Raw genomic sequence first — 19,531 nt, 5'->3', positions numbered from 1 at the left:
TCTTTTACCACAGATTTACTGTAGGTTTGCCATAGGTTTACCACAGATCTACACAGACTCACACAGATAAATAATCGACTACTTTAGCAACTACCAATTCAATATAATCTGTGGAAATCTGTGTAGTCTGTGGTGAATCTTTTAGGCAGCCGGGTCAGGCGCTTCGCCACCTCCATCCGGTTTCGGATCAGGGTTGTCACCCGAATCAGAACCTCCTCCGGCAGTTGTCGGTTTCTGATATTCCGCCTGCTGCTTCAACTGGCTGTCGAGTTTCAGATTATTGGTCGACAGATTACCGGTGGCACGGGCTTTCAGACGCATGCCGCTAATATTCTTCTCCAACGAGAACTCTTCCAGCGTATCGGCTGCCTTACTGCGAATACCCACACCAAAAATGGCAAGATCATCAATTTTCACACACTTGCCGTCTAGCAACAATTCCTTGATGCAATCTACCATATCCGAAAGCACACCTTTGATGACACCACCGGAATACGGTGAATTGTGCTTCGACATATGTTCGGCAAGCTTTGCCAAATCAAACGTCTCGTCGCTTACTGCACGGGCGAACCACTTACCCGCATTCAAGCCTTTCTTCTGCTGGTTCTGATAAATTTTGTAACGAATCATAAAACAATAAATTAAAGGGTTAAACATATTGTCCGGGGCTTCTTTTCCCTTTCGACGATACAAAAATACTACTCCGGATCTCCCGGAAATCAGCTGTGCACGGTTGTGTCTGGTAGCGGTCGGTTATTTGTCATTATAGTCGGTTATTCAATGGAAAAACGTTGGTTATATAGTCGTTTTTTGTTATTTTTGTAACAGTAAATCAGAAATATATCCATCATGAGTGAATTTAAAATACGTGCTTACGGGCGCATGGAACTGGCGCAACTCTATTCTCCACAACTAACTGACATCGCTGCCTATCGAAAGATGAAGAAATGGATCTCTTTGTGTCCCGGACTTCTGCAACGCCTGTACGACTTAGGCTACGAATCAAAGCGACGCTCATTCACACCGTTGGAGGTGAGAGTCATTGTGGATGCTTTAGGAGAGCCTTAAATAAAGCGTCGCTTTATGGTGTATAAAGCACCGCTTTACGATGTCTAAAGCTTAGCTTTACACCTCCTAAAGCGATGCTTTATGCAGGACAAACGATTGTTTCAGTCAAAACGGATGTGGTAATTGAAATGACTACTGCATCCGTAAGTAAAACGGGTACAGTAGGTACACTTTTTCCGGTTCACTCATACACACACGCACGCGCATACAACCCTTTACCGTCCATACTGATTAATTTTCCGTGTTTGGTGAGACGCTTCAGCCAAGTGAGGGCTGTGTTTTCTTTAATTCCCATGGCAACTGCTTCTTCCAGTAACTGGGTACGAGTAAATTCATCACCCAGTTTCTGGAAAAGATAATCACGATCGGCATTAGGACGATGGCTGACTTCTGTACTGGGGAGGAACGATAGAATATGCGTGGCATGACAGTAGAGAGGCTCCGCAAGGCTAAGCACAGCATGAAAGTCTTCCTGTGAAATGGATACATCCCAACGAGTGATGATGTCATCTTTGCGGTTGTCCGCAGGAATCTCCTTGTCCGGTGTGAAAGGAGAGGTGGGAGAGGTCTTGAAGTCGTAGGGCTGCGGGCTTTCGAGGGCACGCAATACGGCTACTTCCGACATGATTCTGCATAGATTGACGGCCAGACGTGCCACAAAACTATACATTTCCCTTCCATTAGCTACACTGGAGCGTTCAAACAAGTCGGAAAAGACGGTGTCGATTTCTTCTTTTTGTTCATCCGTAAGTTGCAGGGTATGAATGCCGTGTGTTTTTATCACGCTCAACTTTTCTTTCCATTCCAGTCCCATAGCGGTGAATATCTCCTCCCAATCTATCTCGTTGTCCATAAATTGGCTGATCCATTTACTGATTCCGCACATGTAATAATATAATTGGCGGGAGTATGATCCGTCTTCTGCTGTCGGAATGAAAGTTTGCACCTGCGACGGCGTACCCGAAATCAGGACGGAAAGATAGCTTTTCTTCACTTCCCGGTATTCCTGGTCGGTGCGGCGGTTGTAGGACAAGCGGTCGTGGTCGAACGCTTTGCGCAGGGTATCGCTCCAATGACCGTGGTCCGATCCGATGGCGGTGGAAAGGGTGTCCGCTTCCGCTTCGCAGATAAGTCCGGTTCCGTCGGAGTCCATGATGTTTTGTAGGATACCCGTACCGGTGTTGTTGCCCGAAATGAGGAACATCCTGTTAGGGGGCATTTGTGGAGCCTCCTTTTTGGTTCGTTCTTTTCCCATTGTATCGTACTCGGCTTTCTCTTTTTTGTATGCTTTCATCTGTATGGTCACTTCTTTGCGGATCTCGTCGTGGATAGGTTCCACGAGTAAGCGGATGTAGGAAAGGATACCTTTGCCGGAAGCCGAAGGAGCCACTACGAAACATTGGAGGCTGGGGTGATGGTATTTGCCGCCATATAGGCATCGCACGTGGCGCGACATACAGGCACCCAGGGCAGTGAGCGCTCCCAATAACATGATGTCGTGTTGTATTGGGCTGCTCCCGGCTTTTATGATACGTTGCAAGAATTCCGGCCAGTTGTTTTTCGGAAAAGTGGGCAATTGATGTTGCGGTTCACTGCCCGGCAATAGTTCTTCTTCCCCTTCTCTTTCTTCGGAGATATTGCCATTCCCTACCTTATTATACGCGCCCGTGTGTGGGGGAAATTTGCGTGCTGTACCTGCTGTACCTTTTGTACCTGTGGGATGTTTGGGCATTTCTTCTATGCAGATGCTTACTCCCGTCGCTTCGGCCAGGTGGAAAGCGGTGCCCAAGTGCACTTCTCCACGTTGGGTGTGGAGTGCGTTGGAGAATACCCGTTCGGCATGTTCGCGCTGATACTTGGGAGACACCCGGCACAGGCGATGGAAAAAGTCACGTCCTGCTTCACCGCAATCCGTTGCGATGGCGAATGACAATTGTACGTATTCAAGATAGGTGGGAGCAATGTCCGCTCCTGCCGCTTCGACTGCTTCGGTGAGACGGCATAAAGATTCAATATCGGTCATGTTTTGATTTTTATAAAATAATGTTTAATTATTCTCGTTTACTTGGTTCTGAACAATGCTTCCGGGTCATAACTAAGGAAACAGGATCTCACGAGGTCTTTGCCGGAGAAGTCTACTTTGGGTTTCGTTTCGGAAGAAACCGCTGTTACCGTATTGTATGCCGTCTCTACGTACCGCATCGCCCAACTCATGTTGTCTGTGATATTTTTGGCATCATCTGTCGTGGAGGAATAATGGCAAGGAACAAATGCCTTTACACCCAGTCCGCTGGGGCTGATAAAGGTGAGTACAGGTTGCAGGAGAGGATCGTCATAGAGCATACGGCGCATTTCCACTGCTTCCTGATAGGAGCAGAGACCGTCCACATCTACTATCACCAGGTGGGACGGGGAGACGAAATCCTTACTGCTGCGGCGGGTGAATGTGCCGCAGGGAGTCACATACGGTAGTAATGACGCTTTGGCTGCTCGTATATCCGCGGCATTCCGTACTTGTTCGGTCAGGGTTTTGAGATTCTCGTTGCAGGTAATCATTTGGAAAACTTGTTCGAGGGAGACTTCGCAGAAAGGGATAAGTGTGGGAGGAGTCATCAGTCGGCCTTGTTTGTCTTTGATAGGAGCGATCGGTGGCATGAAATAGGACATTCTGTAGTTGTTTGATATCATTTTCTTTTTGTTATAAGTTAAAATGTTTATTTTTGCAAAAAAAATGAGTGTGTGCCAAAACACGGCATGAAAGTAGTAATAACAAAATAGACTCTACCCTGATATGTGAGGATAAAAGTTAAAATAATTAATTATTGAAGTGTGTATTTAACAACAAAAAACAAAGATGAAAAAGAAAACGGTTTGTTGCAGTGATTTGGGAGCTTATATTAATGAGTTGCTTAAACGTGCGAAATTGAGAAATGAGTATGTCTGCGAGACCCTAGGTATGGGACATGATGTTTTGAATGGCATAAAAAAGGGCTAAATCTCCCATTGAACGATTATATAAAAGTAATGAATCTCTGTTTGAATGCCTACAACGAAGAGGAGATTGAACAGATTTTGAATACGTTGGTGAGAATGTATCTGCGCTACTACAAGAAGAGGATAGTGGAGTAATCCGTGAAATAATTGATAGAAAATCCCGGCTGAATAAATAAAACGGCCGGGATTTTTTTGTTTAAGATGTCTATTTGTCATTTTTAAAATCTATCAAATAGTAGCCATACCTTTTTCGTGTGCGATAACGAAAACGCAAAAAATAACATTTTATTATGTAGAAAAAGTTTGAGGAATGCTTCGTAGTTCACAAATAATGATTAAATTTGCCGCGATTTGTAATGTGGAGTTTGCAGAATGACGAATAATACTATAAAGCATCTAGGTATTGTGGAAAACATACAGGGTTCTCATCTGTCGGTGAGGATTGTCCAGACATCGGCTTGTGCGGCTTGTGGCGCAAAGGGACATTGTTCTTCGGCGGATAGTAAGGACAAAATCATAGATATCATAGATACGGCGGCTTCTTCCTATCAGGTGGGAGAGAAAGTAATGGTGGTCGGCGAAACGTCGATGGGCATGATGGCGGTATTGTTGGCGTTTGTACTTCCTTTCGTACTTCTTATATTCTCATTGTTTCTTTTGATGGCTTTGATGGGGAATGAACTGTATGCGGCTCTTCTTTCTCTGGCTGTCCTTATACCTTATTATTTCGTTTTATGGCTCAACAAAACGCGACTCAAACAACAATTTTCATTTACTATAAAACCAATAAATAACTAAAAACATTATGAATTTGATTCTGATTGCAGTGATTTCATTGGGAGCTATAGCGCTCGTGCTAGCCGCTATTCTTTATGTGGCTTCCAAGAAATTTGCCGTGTATGAAGATCCGCGGATTGCCCAGGTGGGAGAAGTGCTTCCCCAGGCTAATTGCGGTGGATGTGGCTACCCCGGTTGTAGCGGATTTGCCGACGCTTGCGTCAAAGCCGGTTCGCTGGATGGCAAGTTCTGCCCCGTAGGCGGACAGCCCGTCATGGCACAGATTGCTGATATCCTTGGGCTTGCAGCCGGAGAAGCTGAACCGATGGTAGCAGTGGTGAGATGTAACGGAACGTGTGCGAATCGTCCGCGTATTAACCAATACGACGGTGCGAGGAGTTGTGCTATCGCTGCTTCGCTGTATGGCGGGGAAACGGGTTGCAGCTACGGCTGTCTGGGATGCGGCGACTGTGTGGCTGCCTGTCAGTTCGATGCCATCCACATGAATCCTGAAACAGGACTTCCGGAAGTGGATGAAGCGAAATGTACCGCTTGTGGTGCCTGTGTAAAGGCTTGTCCGAAGGCGATTATTGAAATCCGTCCGCAAGGAAAGAAATCGCGCCGTGTGTATATCTCTTGTGTGAATAAAGACAAGGGAGCTGTGACACGCAAGGCTTGTGCGGTGGGCTGTATCGGCTGCGGCAAGTGTGTGAAGACTTGTCCGTTCGAAGCTATCACGCTGGAAAACAACTTGGCTTACATTGATCCGAACAAGTGCAAATCTTGCCGGAAATGTGTGGAAGTTTGTCCGCAGAATACCATTATCGAATTGAATTTCCCTCCGCGGAAACCGAAAGAAGAGGCTCCGGCTACTCCGAAACCTGCTGCTGCAAAGACAACAGAAGCTCCAAAAGTAACAGAATAATAACAGAATAAAATACAGAATTGTATGTTAAAGACATTTTCAATTGGTGGAGTTCATCCACACGAAAATAAATTGTCGGCACATCAACCCATTATCACAGCGGAAGTTCCTGCAAAGGCTGTTATTTTGCTGGGGCAGCACATCGGTGCACCTGCAAAACCGATCGTTGCGAAAGGGGATGTGGTAAAGGTGGGCACACGGATTGCCGAACCTGCCGGCTTTGTTTCGGCAGCAATTCACTCTTCAGTCAGCGGTAAAGTGGCGAAGATTGATACCATAGTCGATGCCAGCGGTTATGCGAAACCTGCTATCTTCATTGACGTGGAAGGCGACGAATGGGAAGAAACAATCGACCGTAGCACCACACTGGTGAAAGAGTGTGAACTTTCCGCAGAAGAGATCGTGAAGAAGATTGCCGATGCCGGAATCGTAGGGCTGGGCGGTGCTTGTTTCCCTACTCAAGTGAAACTTTGTCCTCCTCCTTCTTTCAAGGCGGAATGTGTGATAATCAATGCCGTAGAGTGTGAACCTTACCTGACTGCCGACCATCAGCTGATGCTGGAACACGCGGAAGAAATCATGGTAGGTGTTTCTATCCTGATGAAAGCGGTGAAAGTGAACAAGGCATTTATCGGAATCGAAAATAATAAGCCGGATGCTATCGAACTGATGACGAAAGTGGCTTCCAGCTACGCAGGCATCGAGGTCGTGCCCTTGAAGGTGAAATATCCGCAAGGAGGTGAAAAGCAGCTGATCGATGCGATCACCAAACGTCAGGTGGCCAGCGGCGCGTTGCCTATCTCTACGGGAGCGGTCGTGCAGAACGTGGGAACAGCATTTGCCGTTTATGAAGCGGTACAGAAGAATAAGCCGTTGTTCGAACGGGTGATTACCGTGACAGGAAAGTCGGTTGCCAAACCGTCCAACTTCCTGGCTCGTATCGGTACGCCGATGAAGCAGTTGATCGACGCTTGCGGCGGTTTGCCCGAAGATACGGGTAAGGTGATCGGCGGCGGCCCGATGATGGGTAAGGCGTTGGTAAACATCGAGGTTCCTACTGCGAAGGGCAGTTCCGGTATCCTGATTATGAACCAAAAGGAAGCCAAACGTGGGGAGGCGCAGACCTGTATCCGTTGCGCGAAGTGTGTGAGTGCCTGTCCGATGGGACTGGAGCCGTACTTGCTCGGAGCTTTGTCCGAAAACGGAGATTTTGAAACAATGGAAAAAGAAAGAATCATGGATTGTATCGAGTGCGGCTCTTGCCAGTTCACTTGTCCCGCCAACCGTCCGCTGCTCGACTATTGTCGTCTGGGTAAAGGCAAAGTGGGAGCTATGATTCGTGCACGTCAAGCTAAAAAATAACGAATATGGAAAATAAATTAATCGTATCACTATCGCCCCACGTCCATGGCGGAGACAGCGTACAGAAAAATATGTATGGCGTGCTGATCGCACTGATTCCGGCTTTTCTGGTGTCTCTCTATTTCTTCGGACTGGGGGCTCTGATTGTCACGGCTACTTCCGTTGCGGCTTGTTTGTTCTTCGAATGGGCCATCGGAAAATATTTAATGAAGAAACCGACCACCACCATCTGCGACGGCTCTGCCATCATCACAGGTGTGTTGCTGGCATTTAACTTACCGTCTAACCTGCCTATCTGGATTATCATCCTGGGCGCACTGTTTGCTATCGGTGTAGGCAAGATGTCTTTCGGCGGACTGGGTTGCAATCCTTTTAACCCTGCATTGGCAGGCCGCGTGTTCCTGTTGCTTTCTTTCCCGGTGCAGATGACCAGCTGGCCGGTAGTCGGACAGTTGACGGCATATACGGACGCTACCACCGGTGCTACTCCGCTGGCATTGATGAAACAGGCGATTCATGCTGCAGATAAGAGCGCGGCTATGGATGCTTTAAACCAGATTCCGGACGCATTGAGCTTGCTGATCGGACAGAACGGCGGATGCTTGGGTGAAGTGAGTGCACTGGCTCTGCTGATCGGGCTGGTTTATATGCTTTGGAAGAAGATTATCACCTGGCATATTCCTGTGTCTATCCTGGCTACCGTGTTTATCTTTGCCGGTATCATGCACCTTGCAGATCCGGAAAAATATGTATCTCCGGTATTGCAGTTGCTTTCCGGTGGTCTGATGCTGGGTGCCGTCTTTATGGCAACCGACTATGTGACTTCTCCGATGAGCAAGAAAGGGATGCTGATTTATGGTGTATGTATCGGTCTGCTGACAGTGGTTATCCGCTTGTTCGGTGCCTATCCCGAAGGTATGTCGTTCGCCATCCTGATTATGAATGCGTTCACTCCGCTGATTAACACCTATTGTAAACCTAAACGCTTTGGGGAGGTAGCGAAGAAGAAATGAAAAAGTTAGAATCATCTTTAAAGAATATGTTGCTGGTGCTTACGGGAGTGACTGCTATTTCCGTTGCGTTGCTGGCTTATGTAAATGAACTGACGAAAGGCCCTATCGCCGAAGCGAATGCAAAGACGCTGAACGAGGCCTTGAAAAAGGTTCTTCCTGAATTTACCAACAATCCGGTAGCGGAAAGTGATACGATCTTCAGCGAGAAAGACGGAAAGAAGATCGTTGACTTTATCGTTTATCCGGCCAAGAACGGGGAAGAACTGGTGGGCACGGCCGTTGAAGCTAAATCAATGGGATTTGGCGGTGAACTGAAAGTGCTGGTAGGTTTTAATGCCGAAGGAAAAATCTATAACTACTCCCTGTTGGCACATGCGGAAACTCCGGGATTGGGCTCTAAGGCCGACAAATGGTTCGGGGCTTATGATCCTGCAAAGGGAGAACAAGCGGTATCTCACGAAGAGAGTAAAAAATCTATTCTGGGTATGAATCCGGGTGAAGCTCCGTTGACTGTCAGCAAAGATGGGGGAGCGGTGGATGCCATCACAGCTTCTACCATTACTTCACGTGCTTTCCTCAATGCAGTGAATGCCGCTTATCAAGCCTATAAGGCCGAAGGCGGGGAAGTGAACGGTGTAACCGGTGCCTCTCAAAAAGCGAAAGGCGCGGACGCAGATGCTGCTGACGCTGCTACGGGAGCTACGATTAAAGTTGAACTAACTGATTCGGTCAGTGCTAAATAAGAAAGGAGACAGATAATGAATAACTTTAAAGTAATGATGAACGGGATTATTAAAGAGAATCCTACGTTTGTACTCCTGCTCGGTATGTGCCCTACATTGGGTACCACGTCATCGGCTATCAATGGTATGGGTATGGGACTGGCTACCATGTTCGTATTGATCTGCTCGAATGTGGTGATCTCTTTAATAAAGAACCTGATTCCGGACATGGTGCGTATCCCATCGTTTATTGTGGTGATCGCATCCTTCGTGACCTTGCTTCAAATGGTGATGCAGGCTTACGTGCCGGGACTGTATGCTACACTCGGTCTTTTCATTCCGTTGATTGTAGTGAACTGTATTGTGCTGGGACGTGCCGAAGCCTTTGCTGCCAAGAATAACGCAGTTGCTTCCATGTTCGACGGTATCGGTATGGGACTTGGTTTCACCATCGCCCTGACTTTGCTGGGTGCTGTCCGCGAGTTTCTGGGGACCGGTAAAATCTTCGATCTGACCATCATGCCGGAAGAATATGGAATGTTGGTATTCGTATTGGCTCCGGGTGCTTTCATCGCTTTGGGATACCTCATTGCAATAATTAATAAATTGAGAACTGAAAATTGAGAATTGAGAAATAATAGATATGAACCATATTCTTAATTTCATTTTCACATTCTCTGATTTTTTAATTCTCAATTTTCAATTTTCAATTTAACAACTATGGAATATATATTGATATTTATTTCGGCAATCTTTGTAAACAACATCGTGTTGTCGCAGTTCTTGGGTATCTGTCCGTTCCTGGGCGTATCCAAGAAGGTGGAAACTGCGATGGGTATGAGCGCTGCGGTTGCTTTCGTGTTGACCATCGCTACCATCGTCACCTTCCTGATTCAGAAGTTTGTACTGGATGTTTTCGGACTGGGATATTTGCAGACGATTACGTTCATCCTGGTGATTGCCGGACTGGTGCAGATGGTGGAAATCATCCTGAAAAAGGTGTCTCCGGCTCTGTATCAGGCTTTGGGTGTATTCTTGCCGCTGATTACAACGAACTGTTGTATTCTGGGGGTCGCTATCCTGGTGATTCAGAAAGACTATGACCTGCTGACGGGTGTTGTATACGCATTCTCTACGGCTATCGGCTTCGGTCTGGCACTGGTGCTTTTTGCCGGATTGCGCGAACAGATGAGCCTTGTGAAAATTCCGAAAGGAATGCAAGGAACTCCGATTGCTTTGATTACCGCCGGTTTGCTTGCTATGGCATTCATGGGATTCTCCGGCGTGGTGTAAGGTAAGGATTTACAGTTGATAATTAAATAGGGGATTGGAAGCTCTGCTGTGTGGCGACATACAGATTAGAGTTTCCAATTCTTTTTTATACCTAAATGCTACCAAATCGTACCTTAATTACTTTTTAGCAAATAAATTCGTGGCAAATTATTGCTATTCCATTTTATTTCCATACATTTGTAACTCAAACAATAATAAGCCGAGAAACTAACCATTTTATAAAGTATATGAAAGAAAGAATTTTAGTAACAGGCGGGACAGGATACATTGGGTCTCATACTGTTGTAGAACTACAAAACAGCGGATATGAAGTAATCATCATCGATAATTTATCAAATTCAAGTGCTGACGTTGTTGACAATATAGAGAAAGTTTCCGGTATTCGTCCAGTTTTTGAAAAGCTGGATTGCCTGGACTTTGCCGGTCTGGATGCAGTATTTACAAAATATAAAGGAATTAAGGCTATCATTCACTTTGCAGCTAGCAAAGCAGTAGGAGAATCGGTACAGAAACCGTTGCTTTACTACCGTAATAACCTGGTTTCTTTGATTAACCTTCTCGAACTGATGCCAAAGCATGGAGTAGAAGGTATTGTGTTCTCTTCTTCTTGTACAGTATACGGTCAGCCGGACGAGTTGCCGGTAACGGAAAAGGCTCCGATCAAGAAAGCGGAATCACCTTATGGAAATACCAAACAGATCAATGAAGAGATTATTCGTGACACGGTAGCTTCAGGTGCTCCGATCAATGCGATCATGTTGCGCTATTTCAACCCGATTGGTGCGCATCCTACTGCATTGCTGGGTGAACTGCCTAACGGGGTTCCTCAAAACCTGATTCCATATCTGACCCAGACAGCCATCGGTATCCGTGAGAAACTTAGCGTGTTTGGTGACGATTATGATACACCGGACGGTTCTTGTATCCGTGACTTTATCAATGTCGTTGACTTGGCTAAAGCACACGTGATTGCTATCCGTCGTATCTTGGAAAAGACACAAAAAGAAAAAGTAGAAGTATTCAATATTGGTACAGGACGTGGTGTTTCTGTATTGGAATTAATAAATGGCTTTGAAAAAGCCACGGGCGTAAAATTGAATTATCAGATTGTCGGACGTCGTGCAGGCGACATTGAAAAAGTTTGGGCTAACCCGGATTTTGCTAATAAAGAGCTGGGCTGGAAAGCCGTAGAAACTTTAGAAGATACTTTACGCTCTGCATGGAACTGGCAGCTGAAACTCCGTGAAAGAGGGATTCAATAAAAGGGAAACTTGTTTTAAATAACATAAAAGTTTAAACAAATCGTGCATGCGATTTGTTTAATTGATGCTAATCGACCTGAAGCTGTTTATGAGTATGCGAATATACGTAAATAGTACTTATGCCTCCCCGGCATAGACAGGAAAGATTGCATAGTAGTTTTGTCGTGTTTTATTTTGTGTTTGTGTTGTGACGGTACTACGACGTGAGTCGTGGTACCGTTTTTTTGTGTTTGCCCGGAACGGGCGAACGATTATATGGCTCTTTACTTTATAGCTTTCCTTTGAAGCAGAATACGTCAGTTCCCCAATTAATTTCCGGTAAGACGAATCCGGGAGCAAACAATCCGAATACCGAAGATCCGGAGCCGCTCATGGATGCGTAGATTGCTCCTTGATGATAGAGTTCTTCTTTGATTTCTCCAATGACGGGATGTTGCGGGAATACACTTGCTTCGAAATCATTGATTAACGTATCCTTCCATTCTTGTACAGGACGCTGGATTGCCTCCATAACCGGATATTTCGGACGATGGGGATGAATGTTTGAAAAGGCTTCCCGGGTGGAAACAAAAACATTCGGTTTTATAATCATGATTTGGTAGCCGTTTAATGAAAGTTCGACCGGGGAGAAGATGTTTCCAATTCCTTCGGCAAATATCGGTCTGTTTTTGATAAAGAAAGCGCAGTCTGCTCCCAAAGTGGCAGCGTATACTTCCAATTGTTCTTCGGATACTCCCAGCTGATAATGATCGTTGAGCAACTTCAGCATGAAAGCGGCATCCGATGATCCTCCTCCCAGTCCGGCTCCTGAAGGGATGTGCTTGTATAAGTGGATTTCGACAGGAGGGAGATGAAATTCCTTATCCATCAACAAATAGGCTTTTACTACCAGATTGTCTTCCGGGTTACCGGCTATTTCCATTCCGTGTTGGTGGAGAGTGAATTTTCGGTCAGCGTTAGGGGAGGTACGGATTTCCAGTGCGTCTTCCAGAGCTACCGGATAGAAAACGGTTTCCAGATTGTGATATCCGTCCGGGCGTTTTTCCGTGATGGAAAGTCCCAGGTTTATTTTGATATTAGGAAAAGCGAGCATAAGGTTATTTACTATTTTACTATTTACTATTTACTATTTGCAGTGCTGCATATTACAATTAAGCATGTGTTGAATGTAATTCGGGAGCAAAGTTAGTAAAATCTTCATTTTTCCTTATCCATTCTTCATGATTATATTCTATCTTTGTCGTCCCGACTGGAAGAATTCCGTGATAAATGTGATAATAGAGTCTGTCCAGTCGTAAAATAGTAAATAGTAAATTGTAAAATAGTAAATACCTCGATGGCCGAACAGAAAAGAAATACCCGCAATTCAAAGTCTACTAAAATACAACCGGTAAATGATTATGGTCGTATTCAGCCGCAGGCGCCTGAACTGGAAGAAGCAGTTTTGGGGGCTTTGATGATTGAAAAGGATGCTTACTCGTTGGTGAGTGAGATTCTTCGTCCTGAATCTTTTTACGAACGCCGGCATCAGTTGATTTATTCTGCTATCACCGATCTTGCGGTGAATCAGAAGCCGGTGGATATTCTGACTGTAAAGGAACAACTTAGCAAACGCGGAGAATTGGAAGAGGTGGGAGGCCCGTTCTATATTACTCAATTGAGTAGTAAGGTGGCTTCATCAGCACATATTGAATACCATGCCCGTATTATTGCACAGAAATCTCTGGCGCGTGAGCTGATTACGTTTACAAGCAATATCCAGAGTAAGGCGTTTGATGAAACGCTGGATGTGGACGACTTGATGCAGGAAGCGGAAGGTAAACTTTTTGAGATCTCACAGCAGAATATGAAAAAAGATTATACGCAGATCAATCCGGTGATTGACGAAGCCTATAAACTGATTCAGAAAGCTGCGGCTCGAACCGATGGTTTGAGTGGTCTGGAGAGTGGTTTCACGAAACTTGATAAGATGACTTCGGGTTGGCAGAATTCCGACCTTATTATTATAGCTGCCCGTCCTGCTATGGGTAAGACTGCTTTCGTCCTTTCAATGGCTAAGAATATTGCGGTGGATTACCGGAACCCGGTGGCATTGTTCTCTCTTGAAATGAGTAACGTTCAGCTGGTGAATCGTTTGATTGCCAATGTCTGCGAAATTGAAAGTGGAAAGATCAAGAGCGGACAGCTGGCGGGTTATGAGTGGCAACAGTTGGACTATAAACTGAAGAATCTGATGGATGCACCGCTTTACGTGGATGATACGCCGTCTCTGTCTGTGTTTGAACTTCGAACGAAAGCACGCCGTCTGGTACGCGAACATGGGGTGCGAATCATCATCATTGACTACCTTCAGTTGATGAATGCGAGTGGTATGGCGTTTGGTAGCCGTCAGGAAGAGGTTAGTACCATTTCCCGTTCGTTGAAAGGATTGGCAAAAGAGTTGAGTATTCCGATCATCGCACTGTCACAGTTGAATCGTGGTGTGGAAAGCCGTGAAGGTATTGACGGTAAACGACCGCAGTTGAGTGACCTTCGTGAATCGGGAGCCATCGAGCAGGATGCCGATATGGTGTGCTTTATCCACCGTCCGGAATACTATAAGATTTATCAGGATGACCGTGGTAATGACCTGCGTGGTATGGCGGAGATTGTCATCGCCAAGCATCGTAATGGTGCGGTAGGCGAGGTGTTGCTCCGGTTTAAGGGAGAATTTACCCGTTTCTCCAATCCGGAGGACGATATGGTGATCCCGATGCCGGGCGAACCTGCAGGAGCGATGCTGGGATCGAAAATGAATGCGGGCAATGCGGGGTCTGTACCTCCGCCGCCGGCTCCTGATTTTTCGCCACAGACAGTGAATCCGTTCGGGGCGCCGGGGGATGGACCGTTACCGTTCTAGTTGTGCATTGTTTCACCACAGAGGACACAGAGGACGCAGAGAATACAGAGTTCTTTCTTTTTATTAAGTACTCATGTTGAATTTGTTGGTAAATGAATTATATACATTTGCTTATTACGGATTTACACTTATTTTTCATTTTTCCGGTATCCTCTGCGTCCTCTGTGTCCTCTGTGGTGAAATAACGCGCAATTTTTTATCAAACCTTCTCGGTCAACCGAAAAATCTTATTAACTTTGCAAATCTTTTTGAGAAACAATAAAAAATTAATCATATGAATATCTCTTATAACTGGCTGAAAGAGTATGTCAACTTCGATCTGACGCCCGATGAAACGGCGGCTGCGTTGACTTCTATCGGCTTGGAAACAGGTGGTGTAGAAGAAGTGCAAACCATTAAAGGTGGTTTGGAAGGACTTGTGATTGGTGAAGTGCTGACCTGCACGGAACATCCTAATTCTGACCATTTGCATATTACTACTGTTAATCTGGGAGACGGTGAACCGGTACAGATTGTTTGTGGTGCTCCGAATGTGGCTGCCGGACAGAAAGTGGTGGTGGCTACTTTAGGTACAAAACTTTATGACGGTGACGAATGTTTTACCATCAAGAAATCAAAAATCCGTGGGGTGGAATCTATCGGTATGATTTGTGCTGAAGACGAAATAGGGATCGGTACGGATCATGCAGGTATTATCGTATTGCCGGAAAATGCTGTTCCGGGTACGCTTGCCAAGGATTATTATAATATCAAGAGCGACTATGTGCTTGAAGTGGATATCACGCCTAACCGTGCGGATGCCTGCTCTCACTATGGGGTGGCTCGTGACTTGTACGCTTATCTGATTCAGAACGGCAAACAGGCTACTTTGCAACGTCCGTCGGTGGACGGCTTTAAAGTGGAAAACCATGACTTGAATATTGAAGTGAAGGTGGAAAACAGCGAAGCTTGTCCGCATTATGCCGGTGTTACGGTGAAAGGTGTCACTGTGAAGGAAAGTCCGGAATGGCTGCAAAACAAATTGCGTCTGATCGGGGTGCGTCCTATTAATAATGTAGTGGATATTACCAATTATATCGTTCATGCTTTCGGTCAGCCGTTGCACTGCTTCGATGCCGGAAAGATCAAAGGCAATGAAGTAATTGTCAAGACAATGCCGGAAGGAACTCCGTTCGTTACGCTGGATGAAGTGGAGCGTAAATTGAGCGAACGCGACCTGATGATTTGTAACAAGGAAGAGGCCATGTGTATTGCCGGTGTATTCGGCGGACTGGACTCCGGTTCCACGGAAGCTACGACAGATGTATTCATCGAAAGTGCTTATTTCCATCCTACATGGGTGCGTAAGACAGCCCGCCGTCATGGCTTGAATACGGATGCTTCTTTCCGTTTCGAACGCGGTATTGATCCGAACGGGGTTATTTATTGCCTGAAGCTGGCTGCTTTGATGGTCAAAGAACTGGCGGGCGGTACGATTTCTTCTGAAATAAAAGACGTGTTCACTACTCCTGCCTCCGATTTTATAGTCGATCTGGCTTATGAGAAAGTACATTCTTTGGTAGGAAAAGTAATCCCGGTAGAGACAATCAAGAGCATTGTGACCAGCCTGGAAATGAAGATCACTAATGAAACGGCAGAAGGGCTGACATTAGCTGTTCCTCCTTATCGTGTAGACGTGCAGCGTGATTGTGACGTGATTGAAGATATTCTTCGTATCTACGGATATAACAATGTTGAAATCCCGACTACGCTGAACTCCAGCCTGACTACCAAAGGTGAACATGATAAATCGAATAAATTGCAGAACCTGATTGCAGAGCAATTGGTGGGTTGCGGATTTAATGAGATCCTGAACAACTCATTGACGCGTGCTGCTTACTATGATGGTATGGAGACTTATCCGTCCAACCACCTGGTGATGTTGCTGAATCCGTTGAGTGCGGATTTGAACGCTATGCGCCAGACTTTGCTGTTCGGTGGACTGGAAAGTATTGCTCATAATGCAAATCGTAAGAATGCTGATTTGAAGTTCTTCGAATTCGGTAATTGCTATCATTTCGATGGTGACAAGAAGAACGAAGAGAAGGTATTGGCTCCTTACTCGGAAGATTATCACTTGGGTTTGTGGGTAACCGGTAAGAAGGTTTCCAATTCATGGGCACATGCGGATGAGAACAGTTCGGTATATGAGTTGAAGGCTTATGTAGAAAATATATTGAAGCGTCTGGGACTGGATTTGCACAATCTGGTTGTCGGTAATCTGACGGACGATATTTTTGCTGCCGCACTCTCTGTCAATACGAAGGGTGGTAAGCGTCTTGCTTCCTTCGGTATCGTGACTAAAAAACTGTTGAAAGCATTTGATATCGACAATGAAGTGTATTTTGCCGACTTGAACTGGAAGGAACTGATGAAGGCTATCCGTTCTGTGAAGATCAGCTACAAGGAAATCTCCAAGTTCCCTGCTGTGAAACGTGACCTGGCATTGTTGCTTGACAAGAATGTGCAGTTTGCCGAAATCGAAAAGATTGCTTACGAAACAGAGAAGAAGCTGCTGAAAGAAGTGGAACTTTTCGATGTGTACGAAGGTAAGAATCTGGAAGCAGGCAAGAAGTCGTATGCGGTGAGCTTCCTGCTTCAGGATGAGAGCCAGACTTTGAATGATAAGATGATTGATAAGATCATGTCCAAACTGGTGAAGAACTTGGAAGATAAGCTGGGTGCCAAACTTAGATAAACTTAAAATTTCAATCTAAAAATATAAACCAATGGGAAGAGCATTTGAATATAGAAAGGCCGCTAAACTGAAAAGATGGGGCCACATGGCTAAAACATTTACAAGACTGGGCAAACAAATCGCTATAGCTGTAAAGGCTGGCGGTCCGGAACCTGAAAACAACCCGACTTTGCGTTCGGTAATCGCTACTTGTAAGCGTGAGAATATGCCGAAGGATAATATTGAACGTGCTATCAAAAACGCAATGGGTAAAGACCAGAGTGACTACAAGAGCATGACTTACGAAGGGTACGGCCCTCACGGTATTGCTGTATTTGTAGATACCCTGACAGACAACACAACCCGTACAGTGGCTGACGTCCGTTCGGTATTTAATAAGTTTGGCGGTAATCTCGGCACAATGGGATCTCTCGCGTTCCTGTTCGACCACAAATGTGTATTTACTTTCAAGAAGAAAGACGGATTGGATATGGAAGAACTGATTCTGGATCTGATCGATTATGATGTGGAAGATGAATATGAAGAAGATGACGAAGAGGGAACAATCACTATCTATGGTAATCCCAAGAGCTATGCCGCTATTCAGAAACACTTGGAGGAGTGTGGTTTTGAAGATGTCGGTGGAGACTTCACTTATATCCCGAACGACATGAAAGAGGTGACTCCGGAACAACGCGAGACATTGGATAAGATGATCGAACGTCTGGAAGAATTTGATGACGTGCAGACTGTTTATACCAATATGCAGCCGGAAGGGGAAGAAGAGTAAGGCTGGTTATGGAATATGTGTATAAAACCCGGGGAACTTGCAGCACTAACATCGAGCTGAACGTGGAAGATGGAGTGGTGAAAGAGGTTGTTTTCTGGGGAGGATGCAATGGTAACCTTCAAGGTATTTCCCGTCTTGTGAGAGGAATGAAGGTAGCGGATGTTATCGCAAAACTTGAAGGAGTGCGGTGTGGTGGCAGGCCGACTTCCATGTCCTGACCAGTTGTGTCGTGCATTGCACGAGATGGGATATTAATCGACGACATTTATTCGGGCACGGATTACACGGATTTCACGGTTTCAATAAAATAAGGACCGTGAAATCCGCGTAATCCGTGCCTAATTTTTGTATACTTACTTGTCGGTATTTTGAACTAAAATTGACCTTCACTCGTTATTTATAAGTATATTTGTAAGGTTAAAACTATTATGCAAAAATGAAGAATATTTTTCAAGACTTAAAACGCAAAGATCATAAACGCTATCTGGGTGGACTGGATGTTTTTAAGTATATTGGTCCGGGGCTTCTGGTTACTGTAGGATTTATTGATCCGGGAAACTGGGCTTCTAACTTCGCCGCCGGTTCCGAATTCGGCTATTCCTTACTGTGGGTGGTTACATTGTCTACTATTATGCTGATCGTTCTTCAGCACAACGTTGCCCACCTGGGGATTGTTACCGGACTTTGCCTTTCGGAGGCGGCCACTAAGTACACTCCCAAATGGGTGTCGCGACCTATTCTTGGTACGGCGGTACTGGCGTCGATATCTACTTCTTTAGCGGAAATTCTGGGAGGTGCCATTGCCTTGGAAATGCTCTTTGATATTCCTATTATATGGGGGGCTATATTGACTACGCTTTTTGTTTCTATCATGCTTTTCACTAATTCGTATAAGAAGATAGAGCGTTCCATCATTGCATTTGTCTCTGTTATCGGACTTTCGTTTATCTACGAATTGTTTCTGGTGGAAATAGACTGGCCGGCTGCGACAGCAGGGTGGGTGACTCCTTCTTTTCCGAAAGGAAGTATGCTGATTATCATGAGTGTGTTGGGAGCGGTAGTGATGCCTCATAATCTGTTCCTTCATTCGGAGGTGATACAGAGTCACGAATATAATAAGAAAGATGATGCTTCTATTAAGAAGGTCTTGAAATACGAGTTGTTTGATACTCTTTTTTCCATGATTGTCGGCTGGGCGATTAACAGTGCCATGATTCTGCTGGCTGCCGCTACTTTCTTTAAAAGCGGTATTCAGGTAGAGGAACTGCAACAGGCCAAGTCATTGCTCGAACCTTTGTTGGGAAGTAATGCTGCCATCGTATTTGCACTGGCATTGCTGATGGCGGGTATTTCATCCACCATTACGAGCGGAATGGCGGCGGGTTCTATCTTTGCAGGTATTTTCGGCGAATCGTATCATATCAAAGACAGCCACTCGCAGGTGGGAGTCCTTTTGTCTCTGGGAATTGCCTTATTGCTGATTTTCTTTATTGGAGATCCTTTCAAAGGACTGATTATTTCGCAGATGATACTTAGTATTCAATTACCTTTCACAGTGTTTCTGCAGGTGGGGCTGACGTCTTCCCGCAAGGTGATGGGAGATTATGTCAATAGTCGTTGGAGCACGTTTGTGTTGTATTCGATTGCTATTATTGTTTCGGCACTGAACATCATGCTTTTGTTTTCATAAAATCAATATAAATCAATAAA

Annotated in this window: 18 protein-coding genes and 1 pseudogene; 15 read left to right on the top strand and 4 right to left on the bottom strand. The window is 45.3% G+C overall.

All coding sequences use genetic code 11. The annotated features are described in order from the left end of the window. Positions 1–141: 141 nt before the first annotated feature. The gene (locus NXX38_RS20590) at positions 142–630 is read right to left on the bottom strand and encodes a DNA-binding protein (RefSeq protein WP_004303576.1); all 489 of its coding nucleotides are present in this window, start codon (positions 628–630) and stop codon (positions 142–144) included. Between the two features lie 219 nt (positions 631–849). Here NXX38_RS20590 and NXX38_RS20585 point away from each other — a divergent pair, with 219 nt between their 5' ends. After that, positions 850–1,068 carry a DUF4248 domain-containing protein gene (locus NXX38_RS20585; protein ID WP_004295574.1) on the top strand — a complete coding sequence of 73 codons (219 nt, stop codon included), beginning with the start codon at positions 850–852 and terminating at the stop codon, positions 1,066–1,068. 181 nt (positions 1,069–1,249) lie between these two features. On the opposite strand, the gene NXX38_RS20580 is transcribed toward NXX38_RS20585, so the two are convergent. Next, a complete protein-coding gene (locus NXX38_RS20580) occupies positions 1,250–3,091 on the bottom strand; it encodes a DUF3987 domain-containing protein (RefSeq protein WP_258980918.1) in 1,842 nt (613 codons plus the stop codon). 38 nt (positions 3,092–3,129) lie between these two features. Further along, on the bottom strand, positions 3,130–3,753 hold the full coding sequence (locus NXX38_RS20575; RefSeq protein WP_309569439.1) for a BT4734/BF3469 family protein: 624 nt from the start codon (positions 3,751–3,753) through the stop codon (positions 3,130–3,132). A gap of 318 nt (positions 3,754–4,071) precedes the next feature. Here NXX38_RS20575 and NXX38_RS20570 point away from each other — a divergent pair, with 318 nt between their 5' ends. The 9 genes from NXX38_RS20570 (at position 4,072) to galE (ending at position 11,416) form a co-directional block, all read left to right on the top strand. Further along, a complete protein-coding gene (locus tag NXX38_RS20570; protein ID WP_258980917.1) occupies positions 4,072–4,197 on the top strand; it encodes a hypothetical protein in 126 nt (41 codons plus the stop codon). 237 nt (positions 4,198–4,434) lie between these two features. Further along, positions 4,435–4,860, top strand: a complete 426-nt coding sequence (locus NXX38_RS20565; RefSeq protein ID WP_148366997.1) for a SoxR reducing system RseC family protein — start codon at positions 4,435–4,437, stop codon at positions 4,858–4,860. A gap of 7 nt (positions 4,861–4,867) precedes the next feature. Then, positions 4,868–5,764: a Fe-S cluster domain-containing protein gene (locus NXX38_RS20560; RefSeq protein WP_234133547.1), complete on the top strand. Its 897-nt coding sequence runs from the start codon at positions 4,868–4,870 to the stop codon at positions 5,762–5,764. Positions 5,765–5,788: 24 nt separating this feature from the next. After that, positions 5,789–7,126 carry an electron transport complex subunit RsxC gene (gene rsxC / locus NXX38_RS20555; protein ID WP_074909204.1) on the top strand — a complete coding sequence of 446 codons (1,338 nt, stop codon included), beginning with the start codon at positions 5,789–5,791 and terminating at the stop codon, positions 7,124–7,126. 5 nt (positions 7,127–7,131) lie between these two features. Beyond that, the gene (locus NXX38_RS20550) at positions 7,132–8,139 is read left to right on the top strand and encodes an RnfABCDGE type electron transport complex subunit D (RefSeq protein WP_004309219.1); all 1,008 of its coding nucleotides are present in this window, start codon (positions 7,132–7,134) and stop codon (positions 8,137–8,139) included. Continuing rightward, complete coding sequence (locus NXX38_RS20545; RefSeq protein WP_148366995.1) at positions 8,136–8,882, top strand: RnfABCDGE type electron transport complex subunit G; 747 nt, start codon at positions 8,136–8,138, stop codon at positions 8,880–8,882. The genes NXX38_RS20550 and NXX38_RS20545 overlap by 4 nt, the downstream gene beginning before the upstream one ends. A gap of 15 nt (positions 8,883–8,897) precedes the next feature. Next, a complete protein-coding gene (locus NXX38_RS20540; RefSeq protein WP_008998541.1) occupies positions 8,898–9,485 on the top strand; it encodes an RnfABCDGE type electron transport complex subunit E in 588 nt (195 codons plus the stop codon). A gap of 96 nt (positions 9,486–9,581) precedes the next feature. Then, a complete protein-coding gene (gene rsxA, locus NXX38_RS20535) occupies positions 9,582–10,154 on the top strand; it encodes an electron transport complex subunit RsxA (RefSeq protein WP_004295587.1) in 573 nt (190 codons plus the stop codon). A gap of 227 nt (positions 10,155–10,381) precedes the next feature. Continuing rightward, complete coding sequence (gene galE / locus NXX38_RS20530) at positions 10,382–11,416, top strand: UDP-glucose 4-epimerase GalE (RefSeq protein ID WP_074705183.1); 1,035 nt, start codon at positions 10,382–10,384, stop codon at positions 11,414–11,416. 268 nt (positions 11,417–11,684) lie between these two features. Here galE and ispE read toward each other — a convergent pair whose 3' ends face one another. After that, the gene (gene ispE, locus NXX38_RS20525) at positions 11,685–12,509 is read right to left on the bottom strand and encodes a 4-(cytidine 5'-diphospho)-2-C-methyl-D-erythritol kinase (RefSeq protein WP_148366994.1); all 825 of its coding nucleotides are present in this window, start codon (positions 12,507–12,509) and stop codon (positions 11,685–11,687) included. Between the two features lie 243 nt (positions 12,510–12,752). Here ispE and dnaB point away from each other — a divergent pair, with 243 nt between their 5' ends. The 5 genes and pseudogenes from dnaB (at position 12,753) to NXX38_RS20500 (ending at position 19,511) form a co-directional block, all read left to right on the top strand. Continuing rightward, entirely contained in the window at positions 12,753–14,315 is a 1,563-nt protein-coding gene (gene dnaB / locus NXX38_RS20520) for a replicative DNA helicase (protein WP_258980908.1), read from the top strand. A 274-nt stretch (positions 14,316–14,589) separates the two neighbouring features. Next, entirely contained in the window at positions 14,590–17,052 is a 2,463-nt protein-coding gene (gene pheT, locus NXX38_RS20515; protein ID WP_258980906.1) for a phenylalanine--tRNA ligase subunit beta, read from the top strand. A 31-nt stretch (positions 17,053–17,083) separates the two neighbouring features. Next, entirely contained in the window at positions 17,084–17,821 is a 738-nt protein-coding gene (locus NXX38_RS20510) for a YebC/PmpR family DNA-binding transcriptional regulator (RefSeq protein ID WP_074636120.1), read from the top strand. An 8-nt stretch (positions 17,822–17,829) separates the two neighbouring features. Continuing rightward, a pseudogene (locus NXX38_RS20505) lies at positions 17,830–18,076 on the top strand (TIGR03905 family TSCPD domain-containing protein). Between the two features lie 181 nt (positions 18,077–18,257). Further along, on the top strand, positions 18,258–19,511 hold the full coding sequence (locus tag NXX38_RS20500) for an Nramp family divalent metal transporter (protein WP_148366990.1): 1,254 nt from the start codon (positions 18,258–18,260) through the stop codon (positions 19,509–19,511). Positions 19,512–19,531: the final 20 nt, after the last annotated feature.

It is taken from the genome of Bacteroides sp. BFG-637 (assembly GCF_024793605.1).
In the GTDB taxonomy this organism is placed as follows: Bacteria; Bacteroidota; Bacteroidia; order Bacteroidales; family Bacteroidaceae; genus Bacteroides; species Bacteroides vicugnae.
This window is presented reverse-complemented; position numbering and strand designations above follow the sequence as displayed.

What these genes read in the sequence shown, in the direction of transcription:
- NXX38_RS20590 (WP_004303576.1), bottom strand. Translation starts at nt 630, where the DNA reads ATGATTCGTTACAAAATTTATCAGAACCAGCAGAAGAAAGGCTTGAAT.
- NXX38_RS20585 (WP_004295574.1), top strand. Translation starts at nt 850, where the DNA reads ATGAGTGAATTTAAAATACGTGCTTACGGGCGCATGGAACTGGCGCAA.
- NXX38_RS20580 (WP_258980918.1), bottom strand. Translation starts at nt 3,091, where the DNA reads ATGACCGATATTGAATCTTTATGCCGTCTCACCGAAGCAGTCGAAGCG.
- NXX38_RS20565 (WP_148366997.1), top strand. Translation starts at nt 4,435, where the DNA reads ATGACGAATAATACTATAAAGCATCTAGGTATTGTGGAAAACATACAG.
- NXX38_RS20560 (WP_234133547.1), top strand. Translation starts at nt 4,868, where the DNA reads ATGAATTTGATTCTGATTGCAGTGATTTCATTGGGAGCTATAGCGCTC.
- rsxC (WP_074909204.1), top strand. Translation starts at nt 5,789, where the DNA reads ATGTTAAAGACATTTTCAATTGGTGGAGTTCATCCACACGAAAATAAA.
- NXX38_RS20550 (WP_004309219.1), top strand. Translation starts at nt 7,132, where the DNA reads ATGGAAAATAAATTAATCGTATCACTATCGCCCCACGTCCATGGCGGA.
- NXX38_RS20545 (WP_148366995.1), top strand. Translation starts at nt 8,136, where the DNA reads ATGAAAAAGTTAGAATCATCTTTAAAGAATATGTTGCTGGTGCTTACG.
- NXX38_RS20540 (WP_008998541.1), top strand. Translation starts at nt 8,898, where the DNA reads ATGAATAACTTTAAAGTAATGATGAACGGGATTATTAAAGAGAATCCT.
- rsxA (WP_004295587.1), top strand. Translation starts at nt 9,582, where the DNA reads ATGGAATATATATTGATATTTATTTCGGCAATCTTTGTAAACAACATC.
- galE (WP_074705183.1), top strand. Translation starts at nt 10,382, where the DNA reads ATGAAAGAAAGAATTTTAGTAACAGGCGGGACAGGATACATTGGGTCT.
- ispE (WP_148366994.1), bottom strand. Translation starts at nt 12,509, where the DNA reads ATGCTCGCTTTTCCTAATATCAAAATAAACCTGGGACTTTCCATCACG.
- dnaB (WP_258980908.1), top strand. Translation starts at nt 12,753, where the DNA reads ATGGCCGAACAGAAAAGAAATACCCGCAATTCAAAGTCTACTAAAATA.
- pheT (WP_258980906.1), top strand. Translation starts at nt 14,590, where the DNA reads ATGAATATCTCTTATAACTGGCTGAAAGAGTATGTCAACTTCGATCTG.
- NXX38_RS20510 (WP_074636120.1), top strand. Translation starts at nt 17,084, where the DNA reads ATGGGAAGAGCATTTGAATATAGAAAGGCCGCTAAACTGAAAAGATGG.
- NXX38_RS20500 (WP_148366990.1), top strand. Translation starts at nt 18,258, where the DNA reads ATGAAGAATATTTTTCAAGACTTAAAACGCAAAGATCATAAACGCTAT.